At 49.9% G+C, this 26,544-nt stretch carries 19 protein-coding genes; 11 read left to right on the forward strand and 8 right to left on the reverse strand.

All coding sequences use genetic code 11. From position 1 onward, the window contains the following. Positions 1 to 19: 19 nt before the first annotated feature. The 7 genes from EKK48_23710 to EKK48_23740 form a co-directional block, all read right to left on the reverse strand. Entirely contained in the window at positions 20 to 1,456 is a 1,437-nt protein-coding gene (locus EKK48_23710; GenBank protein RTL37694.1) for a glycosyltransferase, read from the reverse strand. Positions 1,457 to 1,475: 19 nt separating this feature from the next. Beyond that, a complete protein-coding gene (locus tag EKK48_23715) occupies positions 1,476 to 2,342 on the reverse strand; it encodes a DUF4915 domain-containing protein (protein RTL37695.1) in 867 nt (288 codons plus the stop codon). A 42-nt stretch (positions 2,343 to 2,384) separates the two neighbouring features. Next, on the reverse strand, positions 2,385 to 3,071 hold the full coding sequence (locus EKK48_23720) for a hypothetical protein (protein ID RTL37696.1): 687 nt from the start codon (positions 3,069 to 3,071) through the stop codon (positions 2,385 to 2,387). Then, positions 3,068 to 4,573: a hypothetical protein gene (locus tag EKK48_23725; GenBank protein RTL37697.1), complete on the reverse strand. Its 1,506-nt coding sequence runs from the start codon at positions 4,571 to 4,573 to the stop codon at positions 3,068 to 3,070. The genes EKK48_23720 and EKK48_23725 overlap by 4 nt, the downstream gene beginning before the upstream one ends. Further along, positions 4,512 to 6,461 carry an adenylyl-sulfate kinase gene (gene cysC / locus EKK48_23730; GenBank protein RTL37698.1) on the reverse strand — a complete coding sequence of 650 codons (1,950 nt, stop codon included), beginning with the start codon at positions 6,459 to 6,461 and terminating at the stop codon, positions 4,512 to 4,514. The genes EKK48_23725 and cysC overlap by 62 nt, the downstream gene beginning before the upstream one ends. Next, positions 6,461 to 7,264: a sulfate adenylyltransferase subunit 2 gene (locus tag EKK48_23735; GenBank protein RTL37699.1), complete on the reverse strand. Its 804-nt coding sequence runs from the start codon at positions 7,262 to 7,264 to the stop codon at positions 6,461 to 6,463. Before EKK48_23735 ends, cysC begins: the two co-directional genes overlap by 1 nt. A 204-nt stretch (positions 7,265 to 7,468) precedes the next feature. Then, a complete protein-coding gene (locus EKK48_23740) occupies positions 7,469 to 9,208 on the reverse strand; it encodes a hypothetical protein (GenBank protein ID RTL37700.1) in 1,740 nt (579 codons plus the stop codon). A gap of 264 nt (positions 9,209 to 9,472) precedes the next feature. Here EKK48_23740 and EKK48_23745 point away from each other — a divergent pair, with 264 nt between their 5' ends. The 5 genes from EKK48_23745 (at position 9,473) to EKK48_23765 (ending at position 18,798) form a co-directional block, all read left to right on the forward strand. Further along, positions 9,473 to 10,681 carry a DUF1574 domain-containing protein gene (locus EKK48_23745; protein RTL37701.1) on the forward strand — a complete coding sequence of 403 codons (1,209 nt, stop codon included), beginning with the start codon at positions 9,473 to 9,475 and terminating at the stop codon, positions 10,679 to 10,681. A gap of 123 nt (positions 10,682 to 10,804) precedes the next feature. Beyond that, positions 10,805 to 12,598, forward strand: a complete 1,794-nt coding sequence (locus EKK48_23750; GenBank protein ID RTL37702.1) for a DUF4388 domain-containing protein — start codon at positions 10,805 to 10,807, stop codon at positions 12,596 to 12,598. 2 nt (positions 12,599 to 12,600) lie between these two features. After that, positions 12,601 to 13,821: a hypothetical protein gene (locus EKK48_23755; protein RTL37703.1), complete on the forward strand. Its 1,221-nt coding sequence runs from the start codon at positions 12,601 to 12,603 to the stop codon at positions 13,819 to 13,821. Between the two features lie 6 nt (positions 13,822 to 13,827). Further along, positions 13,828 to 16,368: a hypothetical protein gene (locus EKK48_23760; protein ID RTL37704.1), complete on the forward strand. Its 2,541-nt coding sequence runs from the start codon at positions 13,828 to 13,830 to the stop codon at positions 16,366 to 16,368. Between the two features lie 240 nt (positions 16,369 to 16,608). After that, positions 16,609 to 18,798 carry a hypothetical protein gene (locus EKK48_23765; GenBank protein ID RTL37705.1) on the forward strand — a complete coding sequence of 730 codons (2,190 nt, stop codon included), beginning with the start codon at positions 16,609 to 16,611 and terminating at the stop codon, positions 18,796 to 18,798. Between the two features lie 318 nt (positions 18,799 to 19,116). On the opposite strand, the gene EKK48_23770 is transcribed toward EKK48_23765, so the two are convergent. Beyond that, the gene (locus EKK48_23770; GenBank protein ID RTL37706.1) at positions 19,117 to 20,016 is read right to left on the reverse strand and encodes a glycosyltransferase family 2 protein; all 900 of its coding nucleotides are present in this window, start codon (positions 20,014 to 20,016) and stop codon (positions 19,117 to 19,119) included. Positions 20,017 to 20,558: 542 nt separating this feature from the next. Between EKK48_23770 and EKK48_23775 the strand changes: the two genes are divergently transcribed. The 6 genes from EKK48_23775 to EKK48_23800 all read left to right on the forward strand — a co-directional run bounded on the left by EKK48_23775 (position 20,559) and on the right by EKK48_23800 (position 26,493). Then, entirely contained in the window at positions 20,559 to 21,746 is a 1,188-nt protein-coding gene (locus tag EKK48_23775) for an ATP-binding protein (GenBank protein ID RTL37707.1), read from the forward strand. Between the two features lie 113 nt (positions 21,747 to 21,859). Beyond that, entirely contained in the window at positions 21,860 to 22,429 is a 570-nt protein-coding gene (locus tag EKK48_23780; GenBank protein ID RTL37708.1) for a sugar transferase, read from the forward strand. A 30-nt stretch (positions 22,430 to 22,459) separates the two neighbouring features. Next, positions 22,460 to 23,533 carry a glucose-1-phosphate thymidylyltransferase gene (locus EKK48_23785; protein ID RTL37709.1) on the forward strand — a complete coding sequence of 358 codons (1,074 nt, stop codon included), beginning with the start codon at positions 22,460 to 22,462 and terminating at the stop codon, positions 23,531 to 23,533. Positions 23,534 to 23,700: 167 nt separating this feature from the next. Further along, positions 23,701 to 24,750 carry a dTDP-glucose 4,6-dehydratase gene (gene rfbB / locus EKK48_23790; GenBank protein ID RTL37710.1) on the forward strand — a complete coding sequence of 350 codons (1,050 nt, stop codon included), beginning with the start codon at positions 23,701 to 23,703 and terminating at the stop codon, positions 24,748 to 24,750. 165 nt (positions 24,751 to 24,915) lie between these two features. Continuing rightward, a complete protein-coding gene (gene rfbD, locus EKK48_23795; GenBank protein RTL37760.1) occupies positions 24,916 to 25,779 on the forward strand; it encodes a dTDP-4-dehydrorhamnose reductase in 864 nt (287 codons plus the stop codon). Between the two features lie 159 nt (positions 25,780 to 25,938). After that, complete coding sequence (locus EKK48_23800) at positions 25,939 to 26,493, forward strand: hypothetical protein (GenBank protein RTL37711.1); 555 nt, start codon at positions 25,939 to 25,941, stop codon at positions 26,491 to 26,493. The last annotated feature ends 51 nt before the right edge of the window (positions 26,494 to 26,544 follow it).

Consider the following 26,544-nt stretch of genomic DNA (forward strand, 5'->3'; position numbering starts at 1 on the left):
GGAATATCCTAGTTTGTCGTCAGGGTGGAGAGCTGTTTCCGTTAGTATGTTTAACGCCGAAAATCTTAGCAACAGTACTTGCAATCGGTGCCGCCGGCGATTTTGATTCTGCAACCTTAGTGAACCAATGTCTGAAGCGAAACTCCGGCGATTCAACGAATAGCAGGTCGTAAAGCATCTTGTCATAAGAGGCGACCAGCGCTTCGGAACGCTGCACAAAGTCATGCATTGCCATGGCGCGCGCGGCGGCTCGTTCTTCGCTTCTATAATTGTCGATTGCAGCTCGATAGATGTCTTCCAACTTGCCCATGACACGTCGACGGCAATGACTCTCGTGCACAACGCGACAGCCGGAAATACCAACTTTGAGACGCAGTGCTCGGTCCTCAAACAGCTCCAAAACAGCATTTACACTGGCTTTAACATCAAATGGTTTGACCAGGACTGCATCCTCACCGGCTCGCATATACTGCTCGCATCCCGGATCTGAATTGGCAATGACAGCTCGCTGACAGGCCATTGGTTCGAGCCATGAATAAGGAACTCGCTCAGATCCCGGAGCTACCAGCACGTACTGCGCGGACCGCAAAAGATCGGGAAGCAGCTGATGATATGCTCTTGTGACAATAACAGGATTGTGCTCACCTAGAAGCCCTTTCACAGATTCTTGCGCATGATGTTCGTCATCATCGCTGGTTATGTCTTCAGCCAGGATAAGGAACGGGATCTCGTGATTTTGATGATTGACGCCTTTGATCACATCGCACATATACTTGTGTACGGCTTTATCACGGACTTTCCCGACGATAACCAACTTTCGGTCTGAATCTTTGGGCATAGCCATAGCACCATATACGGTGAAGCGATCCATATCGATCGGGTCAGCGACTATGTCCACTTTATCCGGGTTGCTCGGAACTAAAGCAGCAGCCAGCTCCTTAGTCGGTGAGTAAATTTTTTCCGCCATGTTCAAGGTCAAATCAGAGAATTGATTTACCAATTCACTGTCGAGCGAAAACGCAGATTTTGCGCCTATGCTCTCCTTGTCGTAAAGAGATTGGTTTTGTTGCAATCGAACTACTACCGGCACCATCCCCGAAATTGAAGGCAAGAGACCATCCCACAAAATATTGGGAATATCAAGCACCTCGAAAGGACGCTGAGCATGAGCCTTTAAAAATGCCTTCCAGAGCGCAGATCGACTGCTCCAGATAGTGAGGACGTTGGGCGTCGTCTTGGGCACGACCTTAAGCTGCACCAGCTTCTGATCGACGAGAACCCGATGCACCCGCATTCCATCCTGAATTGTTACCGATTCAATTTCGGCCGCCAGGGCAAAGATTTCTACTTCGTGACCAGCAGCTTTCAAGCCCATAGCAAGCTCATAAGCACGAGTGGCGCCGCCATCCCAACCAAAGTCGGGTGGAAAGCTGGCACTGATAATTCCTACTCGCATCGCCTTACTCAACTCGCTCTCAACTCGCCGGCAGCACTAACACATCATAAATTTCTACGACCGGAAGTGGAATGAATTGCTTCACTGCCAGCGTTTGGCGATCGACAACAGCCATTCCCGCTTTGGCTTCTTCCGCTTTGAGCATGTCGACCCGGCGTGATTGACTGAGACCAACATAAAGGTTCTGTTCCCCAAAAGACAACCCGCGCGGATACTTACCCTTGAACTCAACACTTTTGACCTCACCGTCGCGGTCAACAAGCAGTTTCTGCGCATATGAATCACAGATGCATTTGGTGCCGTCCGGCAAGAGTTTTGGTGAATGAGGTTGTGACAACCCCTTCCACAAGATCTCACGCGTCTGCACGTCAGCTACAAGCCCATTCTCCTTGTAGTTGCCTTTCCACTGACGGTGCCAATCGAATTCACCAAACGCCGAAACGACTAGCTTGCCATTCCAGTTATCCAGGCAGTTGAGATGCCACGCGTCGCCAGAGCCGGGGAAAGTGATACGTTCCGTAAGCTTGCCGTCTTCTGTCATAACGCAAATCTCGTTGGTGACAGTCGACACGGCGTAGAATTTCCCATCAAAGAAACGGATATCGTGAATATCACCGACTTCCGTGTTGACTCGATAAGACACTTCGCCATCACTATTGATTTGACCGATGCGGGCATGATCGTGTGAAACATAGGCAAAGTGTAGAATGCCGTCGTTGAGCCAGAGCCCTGTGATTGAGCCGCGGCTGACGCGATCGATGACGCCGTCATGAAACAGGTACATACCGCGGTCGTGCTGAGCTGAGACAAGCACTACATCAGGAACGTCTTGATATGTGCCGACGCGCTCGATTGATTTCTCAGCGAGAGCCTTAACTATAGGCATATTCTACGCAAAGGGCGGGGTTGCAACCTCGAAAGTATATCATCACCGGGAGCTTGAGCCAGAAAGTGCAGGGATCTGTTTGAGCTTCCGGCTCCGCTGCAATTCGGTTGTCAGCCATGCGCTTGCCCTCGCCGAGCCCGCCGTGCGATAAGGCTCAACTTCGCTGAACTTCGCGCACACTGTCGGGCGAAGCAGCTTCTTCTGATATACATCAGCTAGAGTCCGATTCTGCACCATGTTGTAATGAAGCAGCAGCCCCTGCCAGGCAGCGATAACCGCCCCCGAATCAGCACCGCAAACGGTCTCCGCTGTCTCTTCTCGACACTTCATAGCTGATTCAGTCAATTTGTTGTCAGCCGCAACCGTGGCAGCGGAGTCAGGTTTCATCGGCTTTGACCCCCGCGCCGCTAGCTCGTCGCCAACTGCCATCAGCTCAATGAATCGCTTATCGCCACAGCTTATGTTTGCGCTCTCGGTAGCATCAGGCTTCGGAGTGTTAGGAGTGCTCAGCGACTTCACTGTCTTTAAAGCCTTGATGTAACTATTGGCAGCTTGCGAAAAATGCCCCTGCGCCATTTGCTCCTCGCACTGACGCAACGTGCCGTACCAGTCACTCATCGCTGAAGCAGGTGCTTTCGGCTGACGCGTAGCAGTCTGAGCTAACGCGCTCGACGCGCAAATGTAGTGAGAAAGTGTCGCCAGAGCAGAGAGAGCCAAAACTCGCTTCATGCAGGATTGTAAGCAACCTGACTGGCAGCAGCAACAGCTCCGCAAACTTCTTCGGAAACAAACGTCGTGCGAACAATCTGCTCAGCCAGCTGCGCTGCCTGAACGCGCAATTCGGGCACTGCGATTGTTTCCCACAGTTGTCCCTTGCGCAGAACACCAATCGTGATGATCGATTCTGAGCGAGTACCATTGGCGCGCACGGCATAGCCATGCTCGCTCAGTTGCAATCCCAAACCTAATTGATCAGGAACGACAGCCCCGCTTTCGATCAACCCTTTGATAAAACGATCGTCTGTGGTGCGCAAATCGATATTCGGTCCGGTGCAATTGATGATGCGTCGGTAAGTCGCAGTCTGAACACGTCTTGAGCGGCGCAAACGCATGGTTACTTCCACCGAGTTACCGGAAACGACTGCAGTCAACAATCGACCTGCCACTATGCGCAGTCTATAGTCTTCACGCATAGATTCAATCACCGCTGCTACCTCGGGAGCCATGCGATGGCGCAGAACTTCCCAGAGAGGACGCGCATGACGGAGGAAACGCTTCTTATCAGCGGTATCCATGCCGCTCCAGATCTTCTGCGTGTGCGGGCGCAATTCATTTACGACTAACCGCCAGTCAGCATCAGCTGACGCGTCAGCTTTTTCACAAGCGGCTCGTATGGTGCTGAACAACTCGCGCACCTTGGACGGAAACACAGTTGGGAGATTGCCGCCGACGGGCGTGCCCTCGATGCGATTGAAGATTCGATGCTTGTTGGGCATCAAACCGTGTCTGGAGATAGCAGTTATTATGCCCTGATGTCCAGCTGCTTGCAGCTGAACAACGAGGTCGACCATCGTCAAACCAGTACCGATCAAAAGAATATTGTCGTGTGTGGAAAGACCTTCCAGTGCTTCCTGCGCCCAGGGATTGTTGATGTAAGCACCGCTGTTAACGACCGCAGCATCTTCGACAACCAGCGTTGGTTGGAAGTGACCGGTAGCCAGCACCAATCTGTCGATTTCGATTACTCTTCCAGATGCCAACTTGAGATGTTTTTCGTCGCCGCTCAGCTCAACCGCTTCGTCATCGACAATCTCGACCTCGACGCCCTCGCCCAGAGCATTGAGAGTTTGTTGGAAAAACTCAGAGACATACTCGCCATAGATTTTGCGGGATACGAAAGCGGAAGGAGCTACTGCCGAATAACGCTGAGAGAGCCAGTTCAAGAAGTGGTCGCGATCTTCAGGGAGAGCACTCATGTCTTGTGCCGGTACATTTAGTAAATGCAAATCGCATTGAGTGTCATACGCCACACCCCGAGCAATTTTCTTCGTTTTCTCGACGAGGAAGATTTTGGCTGCGTTCTTTGTATCCTTGAGCAACTTAGCCAGTCGAATCGTGGCTAGCGTGCCACTAAATCCGCCACCAACAATCGCAATGTGCACTTTGTTTTTAGTCATTGATAGCCTGTAGTGAGCGAGGTCCCGATGTACGCAAAATTTCAGACAATTCATTGTTCAAAGCTTGTTCACCAGGCAGAACATCGTTCTGACTGAGCAAAGCAATCACTGCATCCACTTCTTCAGCAACAGTCATTTTGCTGGAGTCGAGTCTTACAGCTGGACGCTGCGGAGCCTGATACGGCGAATCGAAGCCGGTCACGGCACTAATCTGTCCAGCCGAAGCTTTACTGTACAAGCCTTTTGGATCGCGGCGCTGACACTCTTCCAACGGGCAAAATACAAAAAGTTCTTTGAAGTCCTGAGCACCGATTATCTCTCGCGCAATTTCGCGATCTTTCGCATAAGGCGAAATGCAAGCGGTGATAACGATGAATCCCGTATCGAGGAATAGTTTAGCTGTATGAGCGATACGACGAATATTTTCTGAACGGTCTTCCGGACTGAAACCGAGGTCGGCGCAAAGTCCGAAACGCAAATTGTCGCCATCTAACACAGCGACGCGGCAACCTCTTGCAAAAAGTGCCTTTTCCAACTCCTTAGCCAGACTGCTCTTGCCGGAACCGGATAAGCCGGTCATCCACAAAACAGCACCACGATGTCCGTTCAGCGCTTCATATCGTAGCCGCTCAACATAACCAGACTCATGACGCAAGTTAGGGTTGACCTTGAGACTGCGCTCTACACGCACAGGTCGATTATCGACGACACCAGCGGCCACAGTATCGTGGGTGGTGCAAACAACAAATTTTTCGATGATGGCTCCAGTAGCGGTGCGATCGAATGCGACCGGCTTGAAAGTCTTGATGATGACATCGGCGAAACCGCCGTTGGCAAGAATTTCACTGTCGCCGGATCGCTTTTCCTGTGTCGCCGGGTCAAGCAACTCTACCTTGCAAGGCACTTCGGCAGTACCCATTTTCAGCATATACTCAGCATCAGCCGAGTATGAATTGGATGAAAGCCAAGCCAGTTTCCCTCTGAACTCAGTGTCGATTTCAGGTGCATTATCAAGCAAGGAAATAACTTCGCCGCGCTCAACAAAAACCTGTTCGGTAAGCCGCAACGCGATGGATTCTCCAGCAACGGCAGACTCGACTCCGGTTTCACCAAACTTTTCGATCGCCTCAACGCGCGAAATTTTTCCTGACGGCGAAAAGAAGATCTCAGCGCCAGTTTTGATAGAGCCGGAGACAACCCGACCGGCAAACAATCTGTCGCCTTCAAACCTGTAGACATCTTGCAACAGCATGCGGAAAGGCTGATCCTCTTTTTTGAGGCTGCTCAATTTCTGCGATACGTCGATAAGTGTTCCAAGCAGCGGCTTTCCGACATACCAATCAAGTTTGGCGGTCGGAGTTGTGATGTTTTCGCCAGCCAGAGCGCTGATTGGAACAATTTGTTCGCAGGTGATTTCCTGCTGTTCAATAATTTCTCTAGTCTTCTTGCAGACGTCTTCAAAAACAGTCTGGTCATATTTGATCTGATCGACTTTGTTGAGCGCGACGATAACGCGACGCACACCCAGCATGTTGAGAATCTTCAGATGCCTTTCAGTCTGGGAGCGAACCCCCTGGTTGCCGTCCACTACCAGAATGCCGAGGTCAGCTTCAGAGGCGCCGGAGGTCATATTTTTGAGAAATTCAAGATGCCCGGGGGCATCGATCAATATGAACTTGTGACCGTCAAACTCGAAGTTAACGCGAGTGGTATCAATGCTGATGCCTTGCTCCTGCTCTTCCTGCAGAGCATCGAACAAAAATGCTGGTTCGAATTGCAAACTCTTATCTGAGCAGATCTTCTCAACGTGAGCGATTCTGTCTTCGGGCACTCGTCCACACTCGAGGAGAATGCGACCGAGCAATGTCGATTTACCATGGTCAACGTGACCAACGACTACGACTTTGTGCAACTCCAGTTCCGCAGCGGCTTCCACGCCCATTACATGTAACCTCCGCTTCTCAGCTTTTGCATGGCATAGGTATCAACCTTGTCCTGCGCTCGTCCCGCGCGTTCGCCGGTTTTTGTAGTTCTCAATTCTTCAATGATTTCGTCCAGATTGCTGGCAGTCGAATCGATTGTGCCGGTGCATGGTGAGCATCCCAAGCTGCGATACCGTTTACCATCTTTTGAAAAGTAAAGCGGCATGATGTCGAGATTTTCGCGGCGAATGTATTCCCAGACATCCATCTCTGTCCACTGCAACAGCGGATGTACTCGCAAATGAATGTTTTCAGGAACATGCATGTTGTAGTAGTGCCAGATTTCGGCAGGCTGCTCTTTGTAAGTCCAGGTACCGCTTTCAGGACGTGGTGAACAGACTCGTTCCTTGCCGCGCGAACCTTCTTCGTCACGACGAATACCCACCAACAAAGCTTGAATTTTGTGGTCTTTGATTGTGTCAAGCAAAGCCTGAGTCTTGAGAGCGCCGCAGCAAGTAAGCCGTCCCATACCGGGGTTCATGCCTTCCTCGAGAGCTCTCTTGTTCGCACCGACGATCAAACGCAGACCATGCTCTTTCGTGTAGCTGTCACGCCAGGTGATCATCTCCGGAATCTTATAGCTCGTGTCGATATGCACAAGCGGAATCGGCACATTGCCTAGAAATGCCTTACGAACCAGGTGCAGCAGCACCGTCGAATCTTTACCCATTGACCAGAGCAGACCGAGATTCTTAGTCCTGCTATAAGCTTCCCTGATGATGAAAATGCTTTCGTTCTCGAGGGAGTCGAGGTAGTCGCTCATATATGTTTAAGAAGTCCTACAGTAACCGTTTTTCGCCGATCAAAACCAGCCGGAACCCAGTGAACCACAGGGGCAGGGGCATTTCAAGTGACGCTTGCCGAAATTGTAGCTAATTCAGGCTCAACGCCGTTCTGTGCTGCGTCTTGCCCTACCCACCAGAGATAATTGGTGCTTAACAAAAGAGCCGCAAAAGTTAGGTGAATTTTACTTTGACCGACTGAGCTGGCTGCGCCATTTCGACAACACCGCTCGCTCCAATCCAAAACCGAAACCACGTTGCTCGATTGTAGAAATAAACTCTTCGGCGCTGTGAATCGGCACTATTTCACCCTTTGGAGGAATAATGATGAAGAGCTTGCTGAAGTCATATGTATTGCAGACAACACCTCGCGATATATCTTTCAACTGGTTGTTCTGAATCTCCATTCGTTCAGACACGACACCACCTTTGATATCACGACTCTTCAGGGTCAGCTGCAACATAGGCTGAAAGTCCCAAACTCCGTCAAATAGCGGCGCCCACATAACATAGCGGGGGCAGTTAGCAAGAATGATCGAATCACCCGGGCGGAATCGCCCGGCGTTGGCTTTCAACGAATCCTGAATCACCTTCTGGGTGTACCAGGACAGTATCCAGGGCTGTGCATAGCCTCTGTCGGCGATGAAACTGAGGGCCAGCATGGGCAGCAACACAGCCGCAATGACGAGTGCCTGAACTGCACTGCCGGCTTTTGCACCAAGCATCCTCAAAATCAGGGCAATAAAACCGGCAGTGGCGATGGCGATACCCACCGCGGCGCCTTCATTGATGCGATTTACCAGAGTCTGGAAAGTCGGGAAGTATTCCGGATTCAAACCAAAAATCGTATACGAGAGTACGACAGTGATGAGCCCGAGCGGCAGAAGAATGGTCGGCTGATTTTTATCATCAGAGAGTCTCAAAAGCCCCCACATTGCCGCCATCAAGACAGCAGCAGCAATCCCGAACGTGGTCCACAGGGTCTTACCGGAGGTGTATTCATAGGCGCGCGCACCGACCTCGGCAAAATACTGCACCGAATACGGTGGACAATTGATACGCACACCTTCAACGACTACATTGATAATGTTGCGCAGATCGAAGTGCACCGCATGAACCTGTGCCGGTCCCAGCATCGGCGCAATCACACGCGAGTAGATGAGCAGAGGAATGACAGAAAGCGCAAAAGGCAAACTCACCAGCGTCGCTCGCTTGAAAGCTTTGAGTGCATCATCCGAACGAAGGAAAACGATATAAGCGAAAAAAGCGTTCAACGATACCAGTGGTAAAAAAGTTTCATAACAAAAAATAGACAGAAGGAAACAGACAACCGACCAGCAGTGATAACTCAGCTTTCCTTGAATAGCGCCCTTTGTGGTCAAAGCCAGACTGGCCATAGACAGCGCCAGGCTGACATTTTCGGAGCTGCAAGTCGACCAGTAGTGAGTAACATCGTGATTCGGATAGGCAATCAAAATCAATCCTGCCACCAGAGATAGTGCAGGCTTGCGGGTAAGATCGCACAAAGCAACGTAGAGCAAAAATGCAGAAGCTATCTCAAGCGCCGCATTAACAAGGTGATAGCCGATGGGCTTCAAACCAAAAACGAAAAATTCCACGACGTAGAAAAAGGCTTCCACCGGTCGCACTATGACACGCGGATCGCTGAGAAGGTATTGATGAAAGGCCGAAAAGAATGACTTAGGTCCCCACTGAATCAGGTTCAGCGTGATCCAGTCATCCAGATAAAAGCCGACTTTGTTTACAATCGGTCCAAAACAAACAAATTCAAAAGCAATAATCAGAGCCAGAGCGATTAACAAATGCCATCGCTTCATAAAATCGCCGAGGGTCGTAAGCCCATTCTTTGAGCCACTTTCAGCTGGCTCTGCCGGCGCGTTTTGTTCATCGTTCACAGCCGTCATCACGGCTCGAATCTAGCAGAAGAGCGCTTCCGACAACGCCTGTTGTGTATAAAAATTTTGCCACAATAGGATCACTATATCTATGAACCTATTAGTCTATGTCTGAATACCTATCGACCGGGGCGCACCGTTCTGACCAGAGTTTTCGTCGAGCCGAAAGTTTCGGAAGCTGATACCAATGGTCAGCCTGGCTCACTCAGCCACTCACCAGAGCACGCACAAGCCACGTCTGCAAAAGTAGCTACGGTAAAAGCGGGACCGGCAGTGCCGACCAAAACGAGAGTTCTATCAGCATTCACGCTATCGCTGATGGCATTTGCAGCCATCAATGCAGGAATAGCGTACACGCCCTATGCGAAAATAAATCCCGATGTCTCATCTTACCGAGGCTGGAGCTGGTGGACGGTCAACGACATCAGGAGCGCTTCCAGACCTGCAAATGTTGCACTGCTCGGGTCATCACTGATGGTGGCAGCGATCGCCGAGTGCGATGCAAATTATTTGAAACATTCACTCGACCTGGCGACCTATCGCGGTGCCAGCTATCTGGACCATACTTTGAGCAACAAATTAGGTGGCTCATTCAACACGATGAATATTTCGGCACCCGGACAGATGCCTTCTGATGCTTACTTGACCCTGAAAGCTGCGCTCAAGGAGGGCATGAAGCCCTCCATCATCATTTACGGTCTGGCGCCCAGAGACTTTATCGACGGCACAATGCAAAGCCCGTCCGACACCGAAGCATTCAAGTTCTTGCAGCGTAGCGTCGATATAAGTGACTGCGGTTTGGATTATTACTCATCTCCATTCGGCAAGTTCGACTGGTTGCTGCAGCGATCGGTCAATCTCTATCGCATCTCGCAAGACTGTCGCCTGGCACTGGAAAAGTTTTCCCGACAATATCTGACTCACAACGGCATCTTCAATCTTCCTGAGCAGGAAGGCGCCGCCGGACCATTCGCAACTCGATTGAGAGCCCTGCTCCGCCCCTTCAATATCGAACCAGGGACATTTTTGGCCCTGCAAACAGTCAACAACCAAACATCAATGATTGACAATCGTCGTGACTACATGGACCGCTACAGAAATCCGGACCAACGCCTTTACAAAACACAGTTCAAGTTTCTAGAGCGCATCATCGACGTGTGCGACAGGGAAAATATCGAGCTTATTCTCGTGCAAATGCCCATCACTCAAGACAACGTTCAGATTCTCAAGCCGGCAGACTACGCAAAATATAGAGCCGATTTAAACCAATTCGCTACTGATAAAAAAATCGCGCTGCTTGACCTGTGTAAATTCGAACAATATGACAAGAGCGATTATCGAGACACTGTGCACTTGAACGGTTACGGCGGCAAAAAGTTCGTTGACAATCTGGTTTCCGCAATCAGCTCAGATGCCGCCCTTAAAGGCGCTTTTACGGCAACTGGCGAACGTTATGGCAATTCCGTGAGACTGGCGCAGTAAATTTGGGAATGTTAGAGTTACCGTTGAACCGGCTGACCGTTTCAGCATGTAATATGTACTGCTATCGGCTATCGGTTCCCTACAACTTTACACCGCTACCCTTACCATCAGGCGATACAAGGCATGTTTAGCAGTTCAAAGAAGCCACCACCAGATCCATCAAAGATAAAGTTGCCAAAGGCTTCCATCGCCCCAAACATGGCCGAATTGCAGGCGATGCACCAGCAAGCCGCCGAAACCGGGCGTGAAGTCGAACAAATCTGGGCGGAGCCTGATTCGACCAAGTCTTACAGCATGAGCGCCAAGTTCGAAAACGCTGCTCCAAGCCCCACATGGACCTTGTGGGAAGACGATGGCATGGAAGGAAGACTGGTCTGGAAATTTGAAACGTCTGATTTCGAGCTGGTCAACGACGTTGTCTGCATGCTCAAGAAGTCGAAACCAGCCACACCGGCAAATGAGACTCCAAACGAGCCGCAGCGCCCCCGTGACCCATTTGAAGCAGTCAAACCCCAACCGGTTCAACAAGCACCAGATCCATTCGGCGCACTAAAACCGCAGCACCAACAAAATCCATACCAGAGCCCTGCCTCTTATCAACCAGGCTACTTTACAAAACCAGAGCCTGTTAAGCCGGAAGCACCGCAGCAGCCGATGATGCGAAACCCATATCTGGACTCGTCCGCCGATGACTTAGGACCGACAGGGCTACCCATGCCCAAGCCTCTGATGCCTGCGAAACGTGAACCTGAGGGTGTATACGTCAAGGCAGAGAAGAAGTCCGACACAATCGAAGGCACACTGGCTGAAATGGCTGTTCCTCAGCTTTTACGGAGCCTTGTAACGAACCAGGCCACAGGCAAACTGGAAATCCTCGGCGAAGAAACAGTCGGCGAAGTATATTTCGAGCACGGCATGCCTAAACATGCCAGCACGCCGTCAGAATATGGCGACGGTGCCATCAAAGAGCTGGTCACCTGGGAGAAAGGAACATACGTCTTCACTCCGAACTCTCGCACTGATATGCGATCGGTGAATGAGACGCTGGAAAAGGTGATCACAGAAGGAGTCTTACTGCTCGACCAGAAACGACATCTGAAACGAGCCGGCCTGGCCTACGAATCGTATCTGATTCGCCTGCACAAAAATCTGAGCGATACAGAGCTGAAACTGATGCTCACCAAAGGCGCTCCTCTCGATTTTGAATTCCAACGTGATGTCTATCACTACTTGAGACACAAGCGCACCTTCACAGACCTCTTGCGCGACAAGCCCATGGATAGCACGAAGTGGACGGCGCTGCTTTTCAATTTCCTCTCTTGCGGTTTGATCGAAATCAAACAACCTGACGCGATCAAGGGTTCTGCTTTAGACTTTTTAGGTGAAGCAAGAGCGCAAGTGCAAGCGATTCACGAATCGTTCATTCGCCCGGAAACAGGCGTTTACTCGTATCCAGCCCTGATGTATTTCATGGAGTATGAACTGAACCGCTATGAAGCGTACAACTTTCCGCTCTCATTGATAGTTTTTGAAATCAAAAATCGTCGCGACGGCAGTTCTACATCAGACGTACTAACCAGTCAGGCTGCGGGAATTGCAGCGATGAGAATCGATCTGGTAAAACGACCACTCGATATCATCGGACACTTCGAAGCAGTCGACTACGGTTTGTTATTGCCGAATACCACTGGTTCTTCTGCTGCTTTCGTGGCTAACAGAATATTGGAAAGCTTGACTGCAACTCCGCTGATCAAAGGCGTTGACCGTAATTCTCTCGAACTCGCCTTCGGCATAGCCTGCTTACCCGCCGATGGTGATGACATGGAAAGCCTGGTCATGTCTGCCAAAGCTGCAAAAGCAAAAGCGAAGAGCGGACAGTTCCCGATCGTTCTGTCGCGCAGCAAAAAGAGTAATTGATTATGTCCGAATCAGCACAGCTAGAACCCGCTGAACTCGCACTGCGGCTGGGCGATCTGCTTGTTCGCACGGGAGTAGTGACACCGGAAGCGCTCGAAGATGCAGTCGCCCTGAGCGAAAAGATGCATATCCCACTCGAGCGCACGCTGGGCATGAACGGACATCTGAATGCAGATGGAGTGCAGGCAGCAATCACCTTGCAAAACATGCTCGACAGCCAGCAAATCAGCCTGGACAGTGCTGTAAAAGTGCTTGAACTGGTTGCATTTCAATCAATGGAGTTCAATACGGCGCTGCGCAAGTTGGCTCCAGGCGTTGAGAAAGCCCAGGGCAAGCTGACCAGTAAACTCGGCGAAATCATGCGACAAGCTGGAGTCGTAAATCCACGCCACCTTGACGAAGGGCTGCGTCAGAGCCTCAACACAGGGCTGCCTCTGGGCCTGGTTCTGATCGGTATGGGAGCAATTTCCAACCAGAATCTCCACTCTACTCTTCTGGCTCTTCGCCTCATTCGTGACGAGGTGCTGGATAGAGAATCTGCGATTCAGGCATTGAGAGTGGCGCGCTTGCAAGAAATCAGTCTCAAGCAAGCACTGGAAGATCAGAAAATTCGCACAATCAAGCTTCAATTCGGCGTCGGCGAGCTCTTCGTGTTGGCAGGATTCATGACTGAAGGTCAACTTCTTTCAGCGCAAGAACTCGAGCTTGTCGAAGACAGGTCTATTGAACAAGTACTTGTGGAGTGCGGCTACGGCACACCGCTTACCATCGAAGCGACGCTGCGCCTTCTCGATATGATCAAAAAAGGAACGCTCTTCGAAGACCAGGCGGCAAGCATCTTAAAGCGCATCAGAAACGTAAACACGCACGCTGAGATGAATGAGATATTCTCCAATCCTGGCGATTATGACGTTGAATCTCTGAAAACCGACCTGAATGACTTGCTCTTCATGACCGGTCTCGTTTCAGACGAGGATATTGAAGCAGCTAAGCCGCTAGCCGAGTCGAATAAGGTGCCCCTCGTACAAACGCTGCAGCAAGTTGGTGCGCTTGACCAGGCAACTGTTACTGCTATGAAAGACTGCAAAGAAGCCCTGGATGCCGGCATTATCTCCAGCGAGCAAGCCGTGATTGCAGTAGTTTATGCCAATGAGAATAAAACGAGCTTCACCGACACATTGAAAAAGTTCGGCTGGGCACCAACGGTGTTGATGAGCGAATAGCTGCAAGTGAGACCGGCTAAAGCGAATCTTGGTTGGCGGGCTTATGGGGCAGTTTTTGTCATCACAATTGCCGTCACGACTCTCTATCATCTGCTCGATGATGGCGTGAAAGTAGCATTGCTGTTTGACGGCAGGCATTATTTCGAATCGTGCCAGAGAATGACAGGATTGATTCTCGCACTGGTGAGCATGAAAGCGGATCAGGTAGCCGCGGCAGAACAATCGCTGCGCGAATATATCATGCTCGATGGTCCGGTGCTGCCGACACTGTTTGGCTCAGTCTATGCGCTTCTGGGGCGCATTCCAACCAGCGCTGACTGGACCCTCATTGTCTGGGTTCAAACTGTACTGCACGCGCTAGCGACTACACTGATCTGCAAGATCACTTTTCAGATGACACGCAAGCATGCTGTCGCTTTCACTTGCTGCGCGCTCTGGGCTCTGTACCCAGCAGCGCTCGTTGCGTCTGGAAGGCTGATGACAGAAAGCCTGGCGGTGGTTCTTCTGCTTAGCTTGCCACTGGCTCTGAGAGGAGCTATATCGGCACCGCGCACGGAGGAAAACCAGAGCGCTGACGAATCCACGAAAACGGACGGAAAAGCAGGCGAAGAAAAAGACGCGTCCTCCTCAAAAGTCACAACTCGGTCGATATTGAGTAAATTTGCCAGTCTAGCAGCCTGCAATCAATTTGGATTTGCGGCAGGCATTGTCTCAGGGCTTCTAATTCTGCTCAAACCAGGAATGATACCGTCGGTGGCACTATCGTGGCTTGCTTGCCTGGCTATGACGCGCGCCAGACTCGCCGTTGTCGTTTCACTTCTTCTCGGCGCAGGACTCTCAATCAGTCCCTGGATGCTCTATACAAAGCAGACAACAGGCAAAGCGGCCATAACAGTGCAACGAATGCCCGTCCATAACGCTCTGATCGGATGGGATCCAGAAACAAGCGGTTGGCAGACAAATCCACCATCAGGCTTCGAGCGTGTGATGAATACCGGAGGCGAGCCGCTTTCGACAATCGAAGGAATCTGGCTCAGTCATCCGCAAGACTGCATCAACATTCTTTTGGAAAAATTTGGACATCTCTACTCCACACCATGGAACGATTATCGAGCTAACGTATTCGGAGTCGGAACGCGCCCGCAGGGCTTCTATCATTGCCTCCTGCTCTTTCTGGGGTTGGGCGGAGTGTTTGCCTGGATACTAACGAGCGAACGCAAGAACAAACTGGCAATCTTATGCATTGCAGCTGCGACAGGGCAATGCGTCTACTTGATGTTTGAGCCAGTTTGCAGATATGCCTTCCCTCAAATTGCCTTTGCGCCGGTTCTGTCGGCGTTGTTCCTGGCATTATTGCCCGGAAATTCAAAAAAATGGAAGACCATCGCGCTTGCATCGATATTGTCGGCAGGCAGCGTAGAGCTTGTTGCCCAGAGCGAAAAACAATCAAGCAAGCGCCTGGAAGAAGTCGCACATGCACTTACCAATAACGAAAAACTCGCTGCCACAATCAAATTCAACCCCCAATCATTGCCGGGTTCAACAATTGCCCTTCTGTTGGTGGACGGAGATGCCAATCTAGAGTCCGCACGGGTCGAAGTGAACGGACACAAGTGCTTCGGAAATCTAATCGCCTTCAACTACTACGATCCGCAGCGCTACCAGGCATTCAACCTGCTAAAAGAACTGGGTTACGGAATGCATGTCCAGGTAGACGATTTCAGGATCTGGAGAGCCATTCCTGTTCCTCTTAACGCGATTGAGGACGGCGTCGCCAACATCACAATCACTGCCGGACAGCAGGGTTGCACCATATACGGTGACAACCAGGAGTCTCGCAACTATTTGAGCCCCGACTTCCTCTGCGTAAACCGGTTAATCAACTCGAAATCGTCACTGGAGATGCGCAATGAAAGTCCGATTCCGGCAGCAAGAACGATGCGGAGCTGGACATTTAGCGATAATCCGCGCATTCACTTACTGCTTGCCAAAGACGCAAACCCAGCGGCAGAGGAATTAAAATCAAGCACGCCACTCAAGCCATCCAATCTCAATATTGCGCTTTCTCCAGACGACTTCGATGAGAACATGCGAACGCCGACTGGAGAGATAAAAATAAGCAGGAGCATTCTCAAGGCAGCCCGATCAACCGGACTGGTGCGCAAGTTGCCCAAGCTCGATAGTGCAGCAAATGTAGAAATCACCCTTGAAGGAGACATGCACTCAGGTCCCAAGCCGGGCGAGCTAGGCATTGTCATCTCGACAGTGACAGACAAAAATACTGAATGTTTTCTTGCGCGGCTGCCATCATCTATTCCGACAAAATCAGACTGGACCCACTTCAAGCTCACAGATATTGCTCCATGCAAAACCAGGCAGGGCGAAGTGAACGCAATCGACATCGCTTTCTTTCCTGGTCCCTGGCAGCAAATCGCCGGATATGGAGCCGATCGCAAATGCACTGATACGGTGCTGAAAAATCTGCGTCTGGAAGTAAACAGTACCGCACTACCGTCCCTGGCCGACAAGCAACTGCTTATTTATTAGGTCTCGCTGACAAGCAATTGCTCAGTTCTTAAGTACCGGTGACGAGCATCTGCTCAGTTCTTAAGCATCGGTGACGAGCACCTGCTGATTTTAAGGTCAGCAATCCGATTACTTATTCAAGTCGCTCGGAGTCATTTAACAACTCCGAAATTTATCGTCTGTAATTTCAGGGCATCGAACAAACCCGGTTCGCCAAGAAATGCCCCTCGCTTTTCAGTCAATTTACTGGAGATTACTAACATGTCAGAACAAACGGACGCCGCACAAAAAGATGCAGTTAAGGACGTAAACGAGGTCAAGGAAAAATTGCAAAAGTCAGGAGCGGCGGAAGCCTCCAAGTTGATGCTTGAAGAGATACAGAACGAGCATAAGAAACTCAACCTGAATTCGAAAACGCCAAACGCCGAAGCGGAAAGCACTATGAAGGCATACATGGAGAAATTTGCAGCGACGGCGCAGGAACAGGGTCTGATTCAACCACTGTCGATCGAATACATGAACAACAACCAGAACTTCCTGGGAAAAGACAAAAAGGTTATCGAAGATGCTGCGTCAAAATCGAACGACCCGATGGAAAAGCTCATGCTGCAAAACGTCGCATCAAAATACGACGAATTGAAAAATGCAAAACAAGATAACCAGAACGGCATCTCGCAAGACGATATCAACGAAGTTCGAAAAAACGGACTCACTGAAAAGCCGCAATCAGACGACAGCAGACAGAAGTTGGCAAAGGAATTAGGTCTGGAGCCTGATACAAACTTGAAGGGCGGAACGACTCTCTACGATGTAGCGAAAGCGAAGCTCACGCTAATGCATAATGCATTGCCAGAGAAATATGGTGCTCCGACGCAGCAGGATGTTTTCGGCGAAATCGCAAAAATGATGCAACGGTCGAACACGCAGAAAAAATTTGACGACCTCAAAGAAGAAGACGCCAGAGCGGGCATGCAAAATTCTATTCCCAAAAATTGGAACTCACTAACTTCAAAAGACACCTTGAAAGTCTATACAGAAGAGGAACTCAAACAGCTACAACAACCGCAATCCACCGAACAGAAGACAACCGAAAAGCCACCGACAGCACCGAAAACCACCGAAGAACAGACAACCGAAAAGTCACCGACTGCACCAAAAACCACCGAAGAAAAGACAAACGAAAAATCAATAACCACTTCCGGAACCACTGAGCAGCAGGAGCCGGCGAATAATGCCTCAGTGCAACCGGATAAAAAACTTGAACTACAAAAGCCTCTTTCCAACGGTCAAAGTCGCACTATCCATCTGGATAACGCGGACGGAAATCCCAGCACAATCACATACAAAGACAATAGCGGCAAAGATGTACAAGTGCTTGCCAGAAAAGCCGATGGCACTTGGACCTCGAAAACAGGTGACCAGCCAGAAATTGCTGTTTCAGTCACGTCAGAGAACGGCCGCTTGACCGTCCAAGAAAGCGCCTCAAAAAAACGCATTGAATATAACAATGGCACCGTTGTTGAGATGGACCTTCCGAAACAGAGCATCTCGACAGGGGGAGCCGAGCCCCACGTTTATCAGACCACAGACGGCAAAACCTGGACAGTAGATGGCAAACCTGGCGCCGAATCAGTCGCGGTCAGTGCTGACGGCATCGTAACTCGGTCGCTATTGAATACAGACCGGGAGACGCTTACTAGCGAAGAAGTAGCTCGAGGACGGGAGTTCTTTCTCAAGCATTTCGATGAGATAGATCAGAGCGGCAGCGACAAAGATGGCTGGGTAACACAAGCAGATTTAAACGCATACTCTTCTAAGCACAAAGCCGAACTGAGTCCAGCTGAACTTAAGTACCTGAGCTACCTGAACGAGCACTACGATAAAGTCGAAGAAGCCAATAATGACGAGACTGGTTTTGAAAACGCTGGCATAACCAAACTCGACATCGATAACTGGTCGCAGGAAAAACTATTCAAAGCTGGTCACGGGGACTGGATCGTCATGGCACCCGAGCTGTCGAAAGAAGAGCAAGACAAAGCTTCTGCATTTATCACGAAAAATGCTGCCGCCATGAACAGAGATGGTGACGCCTACATCAATCCGAAGGAAATCAATGCATTCTTAAAAGAGCACGCCGACGATCAGACTATCACTTCTGCCGATAGAGAATTAATGCAGAGGTACATGGCCAGTGAAACTGAAAAGCTTCGTCAGTTCGTCGTGAAAAACTGGATGGAACTGGATAAAGACGGAAGCAACGGTCTCTCTAAAGACGAGTTAAGCGACTTTGCTGTCAGCCATCCAGAAGGAGCTGAAGCTCTTTCAAAGTTGATCGGGGAAATGTCCACATTCGAACCGATTCAGTTCTCCCACGAATACGACTCACAGTCCGGGGTGACTGTTTACGACCTGCTCAACGAGACATATGCGTATACGCATCCAGCCACTTAAGGTGAGTCCGAAACAGGCGCAGACTAGAGCGATCTGCGCCTGGAGTGATACCGTATGCGATGCATAGCCAGCTTTCTTTTTCTCTGTTCAATAATGATGGAAACGGCAGCAGCCACCGTGACCAGATAAATAAGTACAAACACAACGCCTGCCACCAGGCAAAAATCTTCTAAAGCCATAACCACCTCCATTTACAACGCGAACAAGCGAACGAGTAGATCTCCTAATAAGAACTACGTTCAACCAGGTAATTTGGTTCAATTTCTAGAGGTAAATTTATGAGCTAATCGAGAAGCAAAAGGCCAATTGATTGAAATATCAAGTTGATTTCGGTGCCACTTGTTTGCCACCACGCAGGTGAAAGCTGGCGATTCTGAAATAAGCCAACCCCATCAACCCCAGGTAGGCAGGGGCATCCATATACCAACGCCCATTGCGATAGTGTTTTTTCCAGAAGCGATACAGTCCACGATGCGATGACAAAATCATTTTGGCTTTTACTTGCTTGATTGACTGACCGTAATGGTGCACCACTTTTGCACTCGGTGTGAACCAGATCTGCCAACCCTTTTGCTTGATGCGATAACACCAATCAACTTCTTCAAAGAGCATCCAGAAGCCCTCATCAAGCGTGCCGACATCATCGATGACCTCACGCTTGAGCATCAGGCAGGCGCCCTCGGGCTGGTCCACTTCGCGCTCGTCATCATGATTCCAATCAAGCATTTTGTATTCGCGAAATCGCGGTTGATCTGGAAATATTTTGCTCAATCCCATCAATTCATAGACCATGCCGTTGAAGGTGGGAAAGGCGCGACACGATCTCTGAATCGAGCCATCAGTATTTATCAGTTGAGGCGCAACAATGCCGGCTTTCGGATGACTGTCGAGAAAGTCCATAAGACACTTGAGTGCACCAGGCTTCACCTCCGTATCCGGATTAAGAAGCAAAATCTTTTCACCCTTACAGATATTGATTGCCTGATTGTTCGCTTTAGCAAATCCCAGGTTGTCTGAATTAGCGATGAGATGAACCCATGGAAAATCGCTGGACACCATCTGCGCCGAGCCATCCTTGGAGTCATTATCAACGAGGAAAACTTCGGTTTCGCCGGCTAGCAAATTGGAAGGATCGTCGAGTTCAGCCTTGACCGTCGTCAAAGAAGTGCGCAAGAGTTCTCGCGTGTTCCAGCTGACGATGACGATAGATAGTTTCATTGCTGCATTGCTGCGTTTTCGGAGTCCAAATCAAACATTTTAGGACAATCAGCAACCTGATGGACTGTGCTGTGAACAAGTACACATAGTTTGTCTTGCGAAAAGTGATACCAAATGAAAAGTATTAATCACATAGCTTCGCAGCAATTTATTAGAGCGCTCACATGTTTCAAATAGTGTCACCAAGCGAAATTAAAAGTCAAAAGGACCCGATAAGCACGGCAATCGGCACCGAATAATGCGACCAAACGAAAACAACGCATCGATTAGTTGATAATCACCATACGCCATAAGCTTTTCGTTTAGTCGCACTAAAAGAAATTGCACCATCAAATCGATATTCATAACGATTCGCCATCCAAGTTTCATTTAGTAGCATTAAACAAAACGTAAAACCAGATTTTTCAAATTCGATTCTATGAAAACTGCTAAAAAATTCGCAGTTGGAGTGGTGACGGTAACAGCTGAGTGACGGCCGACTGCTTAGAAAGCTCGCCCGGTGCTTAATTACAAACTCTAAGGAATTACCAGACCGACACCAGATGAAACGCTACTTGCGTTTAGTACACCTACATGCAAGACTCGTCCTTATGAAGAATAGAAGTTTTTGGTTCAGACAAGTCGAGGAAAGGTGGCAACGAGGCAATGCCATCTGGTTTTCCGGACTACCAGGAACCGGAAAGAGCCTGATTGCACAGAACCTGCCCCAGGTCGAATATTTCGACTGCACACTTCCGAGTGTTCGACGAGAACTTGAACACCCCCTGGAATTTTTCGCACGCATAGGCGAGGGGCGTATCGTGCTCGACGAAATTACACGGCTCGTCAATCCTCTGGCAATAATTTCGCTAGCCCGCCAGGTGTATCCACAAATCAGGCTCCTCGCAACCAGCTCATCTTCACTGGCGCTCGCCGCAGTCGGCAAAGATTTGACTGAGGAACGCATTGAAGAACTCTGGCTTACACCCATGGTCAGCAATGATCTTGCGGACTTCCTTCAACACGATCTTCAACAACGTTTTCTTCGTGGAGGACTGCCTCCGTTCTTCCTTGCCGAAGGTTTCCCTGAACATGAGTTTCAGCAATGGATGGACGATTTCTGGTTCAACTCAGTGCAAAACCAATTTCGCCTGGAAAAGAAAACTTCACTGCAAAAATTCGCAGAGATGCTCATGATCAATAGCGGCGACATTTTCGAGGCGACAAGATACGCAGAACCATGCGGTGTCAGCCGCACAACGATAACAAACTATCTGGCAGTGTTGGAGAAAACATACTTCGCCAATTTGCTGCGTCCCTTCAACTCGAGACGATCAACGGAGATCATCGCAGCACCAAAGGTCTATGGCTTCGACACAGGTTTTATCGCATTCCATCGCGGCTGGAATCAACTGCGCCGATCAGATCTTGGACCAATGTGGAAACACTTTGTGCTCAACGAATTGCATGCCAGCCTCCAAACCAGACAGTTCTACTATTGGCGCGATAAACGCAATCACGAAGTTGACTTTATTTTTGCTCGACGAATTCACACGCCTACTGCCATTGACTGCTCATGGTCCTCTTCTGAATATGATCCCACCGGTCTGCAGGCATTTCGCCGCCAGTATCCGAGCGGCGAAAACCTGATCGTCTGTCACGATGTGACGCAACCCTTTACTCGCACTTACAAAAAACTGACCGCGAAATTTGTCCCGCTCAATCAGGTTGTGGATGAATTAGTCTCGTAATGTGTGAAAACAACTGAGTAACTTACTGAGTAACTTACTGATCAAATTTGACTAAGTTTTGGCACGTCTCTTCGCTGCCACAGTACAATCACTCCACACAAACGGAGCCGGTTGTGCTGAAAGCTCTTAAACGAATCACTGACGTCGCAATCTCTACCACTGCCCTGGTAGGTCTCGCGCCCGTTCTGGCAGCGGTAGCTATCGCCATTAAGAGCGATTCAAAGGGTCCGATCATCTTCAAGCAAAAGCGCGTTGGACTGAACGGTGAATTGTTTGAAATTTATAAGTTTCGCACGATGTTTTACGGCACACCTGACGTGCCGACAGACCAGATGCTGAAAATGCCCAGCCCGATAACCAAAGTCGGTGCGTTCTTGCGCAAAACGAGCCTGGATGAACTTCCTCAATTGGTTAACGTCCTTAAAGGCGAGATGAGTTTGGTTGGGCCGCGCCCGGCTCTGTATAATCAGACCGAGCTAACGGCGATGCGGCAAGAGTCAGGCGTTCTCAAGTTTCCGCCCGGAATTACGGGATGGGCACAAGTCAACGGTCGCGACGAACTGCCCGATGATGTCAAAGTCGAGGCAGACAAGTGGTACTGCGACCACTGGAACTACTGGCTCGATTGGCAGATTATTTTTTCCACGTTTGGTGCTGTCGTCAGCAAGCGTGGTGCGTTCTAGGTTCTGACGACTAGAGATACAGGCGGAAAAATGAAGGGACTAATCTTAAGCGGCGGCAAAGGCACTCGCATGCGTCCGATCACGCATACAGCAGCAAAGCAATTGCTGCCGGTAGCGAACAAACCGATTCTATTCTATGGAATCGAAGCGTTGATATCCGCAGGCATACGAGAAATTGCCATCATCATCAGCCCTGAAACCGGCAATGATGTACGCGAATCAGTCGGCAACGGCGATCGCTGGGGCATCAAAATCGAATATGTGCTGCAAGACGAACCGCTCGGGCTCGCTCACGCAGTAAAGACTGCCAGACCATTTCTGAAAGACGATCCGTTTGTTATGTATCTGGGTGACAACCTGATCAAAGATGGCGTAGGTCCTCTGGTTAAGCGCTTTGAAGAGGGAAAAGCCGACGCATTTATCTTGCTCAAAGAAGTCGAAAATCCAAGTTCATTCGGCGTAGCCCAGCTCAACGAAGACGGCAGAATTCTTTGCCTTGAAGAAAAGCCTGCCAAGCCAAAATCCAATCTGGCCCTGGTCGGAGTCTATCTGTTCAACAAGAATATCCACACCGCAATCGACCAGATCAAACCAAGCAAGCGGGGCGAGCTGGAAATCACCGACGCCATTCAACAGCTCATCTCTACCGGACACCACGTTGACAGCCACATTCTCAGGAGCTGGTGGCTGGACACAGGGAAGAAAGACGACATGCTGGAAGCCAACCGCGTTGTGCTCGACGAGATGACAGACGTCTCCATGCTGGGCACCACTGATAGTGCTTCACGAATCTCAGGCAGAGTACACGTCGGAAAAGGCAGTCAGCTGAAAAATTGCATCGTGCGCGGCCCGGCCATGATCGGTGAAGACTGCTTCCTGGAAGACAGCTACGTTGGACCGTTCACCTCAATCGGCGATGGTGCAAGGGTTTCACATGCTGAAATCGAACACTGCATTTTGCGCGAGCACTGCCAGATCGTCGACTTCCATGGACGTATAGAAGATTCTTTGATCGGTGTCAACGTCGAACTTAAACGAAGCAACAGCAAACCAATTGCATTTAGATTAATGATCGGTGATGACAGCAAAGTTGAAGTTGTCTGAGCGCCAGCCATTCAGTCCTGACAACTTCATTAGACAAGATTCACTGCAGATCGGCTGCACATTATTTCTCTCACGTTGACCACGGCGGGGTTGTCACTGGACAATTGCTCCTGACGATTGGAAACCTTTGCGGTTGTCAAGTTTTCAGGATTACCGAGGAGAACTAAATGCAATTACTCATCACCGGCGGACTGGGCTTCATTGGAAGCAATCTGGTGCGCTACTTGTTGAATAATCATCCGGACTACACGATCATCAATCTAGATGCCGTTACCTACGCGGGACATCCAGAGAACTTATCAGACGTATCCGACAACCCACGTTATAAGTTCGTCAAAGGAGAGATCCAGGACGCAACCCTCGTCAACGATATCGTCTCAGGCAAACGTTTCGGAAAGATTGACGGCATTATCAACCTGGCTGCGGAAAGTCACGTAGATCGGTCGATTTCAGACCCCGCTGTGTTCGTCGAAACCAACGTAATGGGCACACAGGTGCTTTTGGAAGCAGCTTTCAAACACGGCAAGTTGCCGACCGGCGGATTCCGCATCAAATATGTACAAGTATCGACCGACGAAGTTTATGGATCGCTTGGGCCAACCGGACTGTTTACCGAAGAGACTCCGCTTCAGCCAAACAGCCCATACTCAGCCAGCAAGACTGCAGCTGATTTGCTCTGCAGAGCTTACTTCCACACTTTCAATTTCCCAGCCGTAATCACACGCTGCTCAAACAACTATGGACCATATCAGCATCCAGAAAAATTGATTCCTCTCTTCATCACGAACTGCTTTGCCAACAAGCAAGTGCCGGTTTATGGAGACGGACTGAATGTGCGCGATTGGTTGCATGTAGAAGACCACTGCGCGGCAATCGATCTGGCATTCCACAAAGGAGTTCCAGGCGAGGTGTACAACATCGGTGGAAACAACGAACGCACCAACATGCAGATCACTCAATTGATCTTGAAGGAATGCGGAAAGGGTCCTGAACTCATCAAGTACGTTGAAGACCGACTTGGACATGACCGCAGATATGCTATCGATTCAAGCAAAATTCAAAGAGAACTGGGCTGGACGCCTAAGCACACCTTTGAAACAGGTATCTACCAGACAATTAACTGGTACAAGACAAACACAGCCTGGTTGAACGCCGTGACGAAACCGGAGTTCGCTCCGCCTGTCGTGCCAGCCCCAACCCCAACGGTTGCGGTTTAGTTCGCCAGCAAGCTGCTGTAATGGAATCTGGAGGTCCGCATCACTAGATGCGGACCTTTGCTTTTGAAGTACCTAGAAACTGCGGGCCTGACTTGCTATCATGGCGTCTGGCTGTGAAGAATCGGTAATGGAGGCGTGGCGCTGCCACGGATCTGAATGGAAACGATGAAACTTTTGGTCACCGGCGCTGGTGGCATGTTAGGTCAAGCATTATCTGCGTGTCTTCAGTCACGCGGACACAACGTCATCAGTGTGCCGAAAGAGAAGCTCGACGTCACCAACTATAATCAATGCCTCGAAACCATCGAAGATCTCGCGCCTGATCTGATCATTCACTGCGGCGCTTACACAAAAGTAGATCAAGCAGAATCAGAGCCCAATCTCGCCTATCACATCAACGGATACGGCACAGAGAACTTAGCAGTTGCCTGCAATATTTTCGAAACACCAATGCTCTACTTCAGCTCAGATTACGTATTCGACGGCGAGCAAAATCAGCCTTACACTCCCTGGGATGCTACCCGCCCGCTCTCCATCTATGGAAAGAGCAAACTGGCTGGAGAAAAAGCCGTACAGCGTCACCTTCAGCGCTTCTACATCGTGCGCACCAGCTGGCTCTACGGTCCAAACGGCAAAAACTTCGTCGACACGATTTCTTCCATGGCAAATGACCGCAAAACCCTGCGCGTCGTCTCTGACCAGATTGGCTCTCCAACATGCACTTTGAGTCTTTCTGAAACAGTTGCCGATCTGATCACGACAGGCAGATGGGGCGTCTACCACGGCACCGATGATGGCGTGACGAGCTGGTACGAATTTGCCAAAGAAATTTTGCGCGATCGCGATAACGAAGTAATTCCGATAGCGACAAGCGAAATGCCGCGCCCTGCAACACGCCCGAAATATTCAGTGCTCGACAAAACCACCCTGATCAATACAATCGGTCGGGAGTTGCCGCCCTGGCAAGAATCGCTGAAAACTTACCTGCAGCTGCATTCCGGACAAAAAGCGGCAGCGACTAGCGGCTAGTCGACCGGAATGAAAACCTTTTGAAAGGTCGTAGCGTTAGAGTAACTACACCTTCGCAAAGCGGCACAAGTCTGGACTTAAGCGGGTCTTGGCTGGTATTCTTTAGTCTTGTCATATGCTCGATTAGCACAACTTTTCTGAAAAGGCGCTTAACTTCTCATGCTCAAACCGTTGACTAAAGACGCTATTGGTGGCGACTACTGCAGTGCACTCTCAGTGCAGGATTACTCGAAGAAGGTCACTATCGAAGGTGTCCAGCTGATCAACCTCAACATGTTCGTTGATGATGGCGGGGCTTTAGCCGAAATTGTTCGTCTCGACGAACAAGGAAATCTGCTGATTTTGCCCGAATTCAAAGTACGTCAAAGCACCTACTCACAAATGCTTCCGGGCACAATCAAAGCTTTCCACCTGCACTACAACCAGGAAGATGTGTGGTTTATCATTCCGCAAGATCGTCTTCTGATCGGCTTGTTTGACGCGAGAAAAGACTCACCGACTTACAACAAGACTATGCGTTTTGTTCTGGGAGCCGGTCGAGCGCAGGCTCTCTACATTCCCAGAGGGGTAGCCCACGGTCTGGCGAATGTCGGAACCCAGCCTGCGAACATGATTTACTTCGTCAACCAATGCTTTGACGCCACTAACCCTGACGAGCATCGCTTGCCATGGGATATCCTCGGCGAAGATTTCTGGGAAGTCAAAAAAGGCTAAATTCTGTCTCACAAGACAAACCGCATCGTTCAACTTGGAATCCCTTTAGAT

It is taken from the genome of Candidatus Melainabacteria bacterium (assembly GCA_003963305.1).
Taxonomy (GTDB): domain Bacteria; phylum Cyanobacteriota; class Vampirovibrionia; order Obscuribacterales; family Obscuribacteraceae; genus PALSA-1081.

Excerpts from the sequence above, each read along its gene's own strand:
- EKK48_23710 (RTL37694.1), bottom strand. The coding sequence starts at position 1,456 with ATGCGAGTAGGAATTATCAGTGCCAGCTTTCCACCCGACTTTGGTTGG.
- EKK48_23715 (RTL37695.1), bottom strand. The coding sequence starts at position 2,342 with ATGCCTATAGTTAAGGCTCTCGCTGAGAAATCAATCGAGCGCGTCGGC.
- EKK48_23720 (RTL37696.1), bottom strand. The coding sequence starts at position 3,071 with ATGAAGCGAGTTTTGGCTCTCTCTGCTCTGGCGACACTTTCTCACTAC.
- EKK48_23725 (RTL37697.1), bottom strand. The coding sequence starts at position 4,573 with ATGAATTGTCTGAAATTTTGCGTACATCGGGACCTCGCTCACTACAGG.
- cysC (RTL37698.1), bottom strand. The coding sequence starts at position 6,461 with ATGGGCGTGGAAGCCGCTGCGGAACTGGAGTTGCACAAAGTCGTAGTC.
- EKK48_23735 (RTL37699.1), bottom strand. The coding sequence starts at position 7,264 with ATGAGCGACTACCTCGACTCCCTCGAGAACGAAAGCATTTTCATCATC.
- EKK48_23740 (RTL37700.1), bottom strand. The coding sequence starts at position 9,208 with ATGACGGCTGTGAACGATGAACAAAACGCGCCGGCAGAGCCAGCTGAA.
- EKK48_23750 (RTL37702.1), top strand. The coding sequence starts at position 10,805 with ATGTTTAGCAGTTCAAAGAAGCCACCACCAGATCCATCAAAGATAAAG.
- EKK48_23755 (RTL37703.1), top strand. The coding sequence starts at position 12,601 with ATGTCCGAATCAGCACAGCTAGAACCCGCTGAACTCGCACTGCGGCTG.
- EKK48_23765 (RTL37705.1), top strand. The coding sequence starts at position 16,609 with ATGTCAGAACAAACGGACGCCGCACAAAAAGATGCAGTTAAGGACGTA.
- EKK48_23770 (RTL37706.1), bottom strand. The coding sequence starts at position 20,016 with ATGAAACTATCTATCGTCATCGTCAGCTGGAACACGCGAGAACTCTTG.
- EKK48_23775 (RTL37707.1), top strand. The coding sequence starts at position 20,559 with ATGAAACGCTACTTGCGTTTAGTACACCTACATGCAAGACTCGTCCTT.
- EKK48_23785 (RTL37709.1), top strand. The coding sequence starts at position 22,460 with ATGAAGGGACTAATCTTAAGCGGCGGCAAAGGCACTCGCATGCGTCCG.
- rfbB (RTL37710.1), top strand. The coding sequence starts at position 23,701 with ATGCAATTACTCATCACCGGCGGACTGGGCTTCATTGGAAGCAATCTG.
- rfbD (RTL37760.1), top strand. The coding sequence starts at position 24,916 with ATGAAACTTTTGGTCACCGGCGCTGGTGGCATGTTAGGTCAAGCATTA.
- EKK48_23800 (RTL37711.1), top strand. The coding sequence starts at position 25,939 with ATGCTCAAACCGTTGACTAAAGACGCTATTGGTGGCGACTACTGCAGT.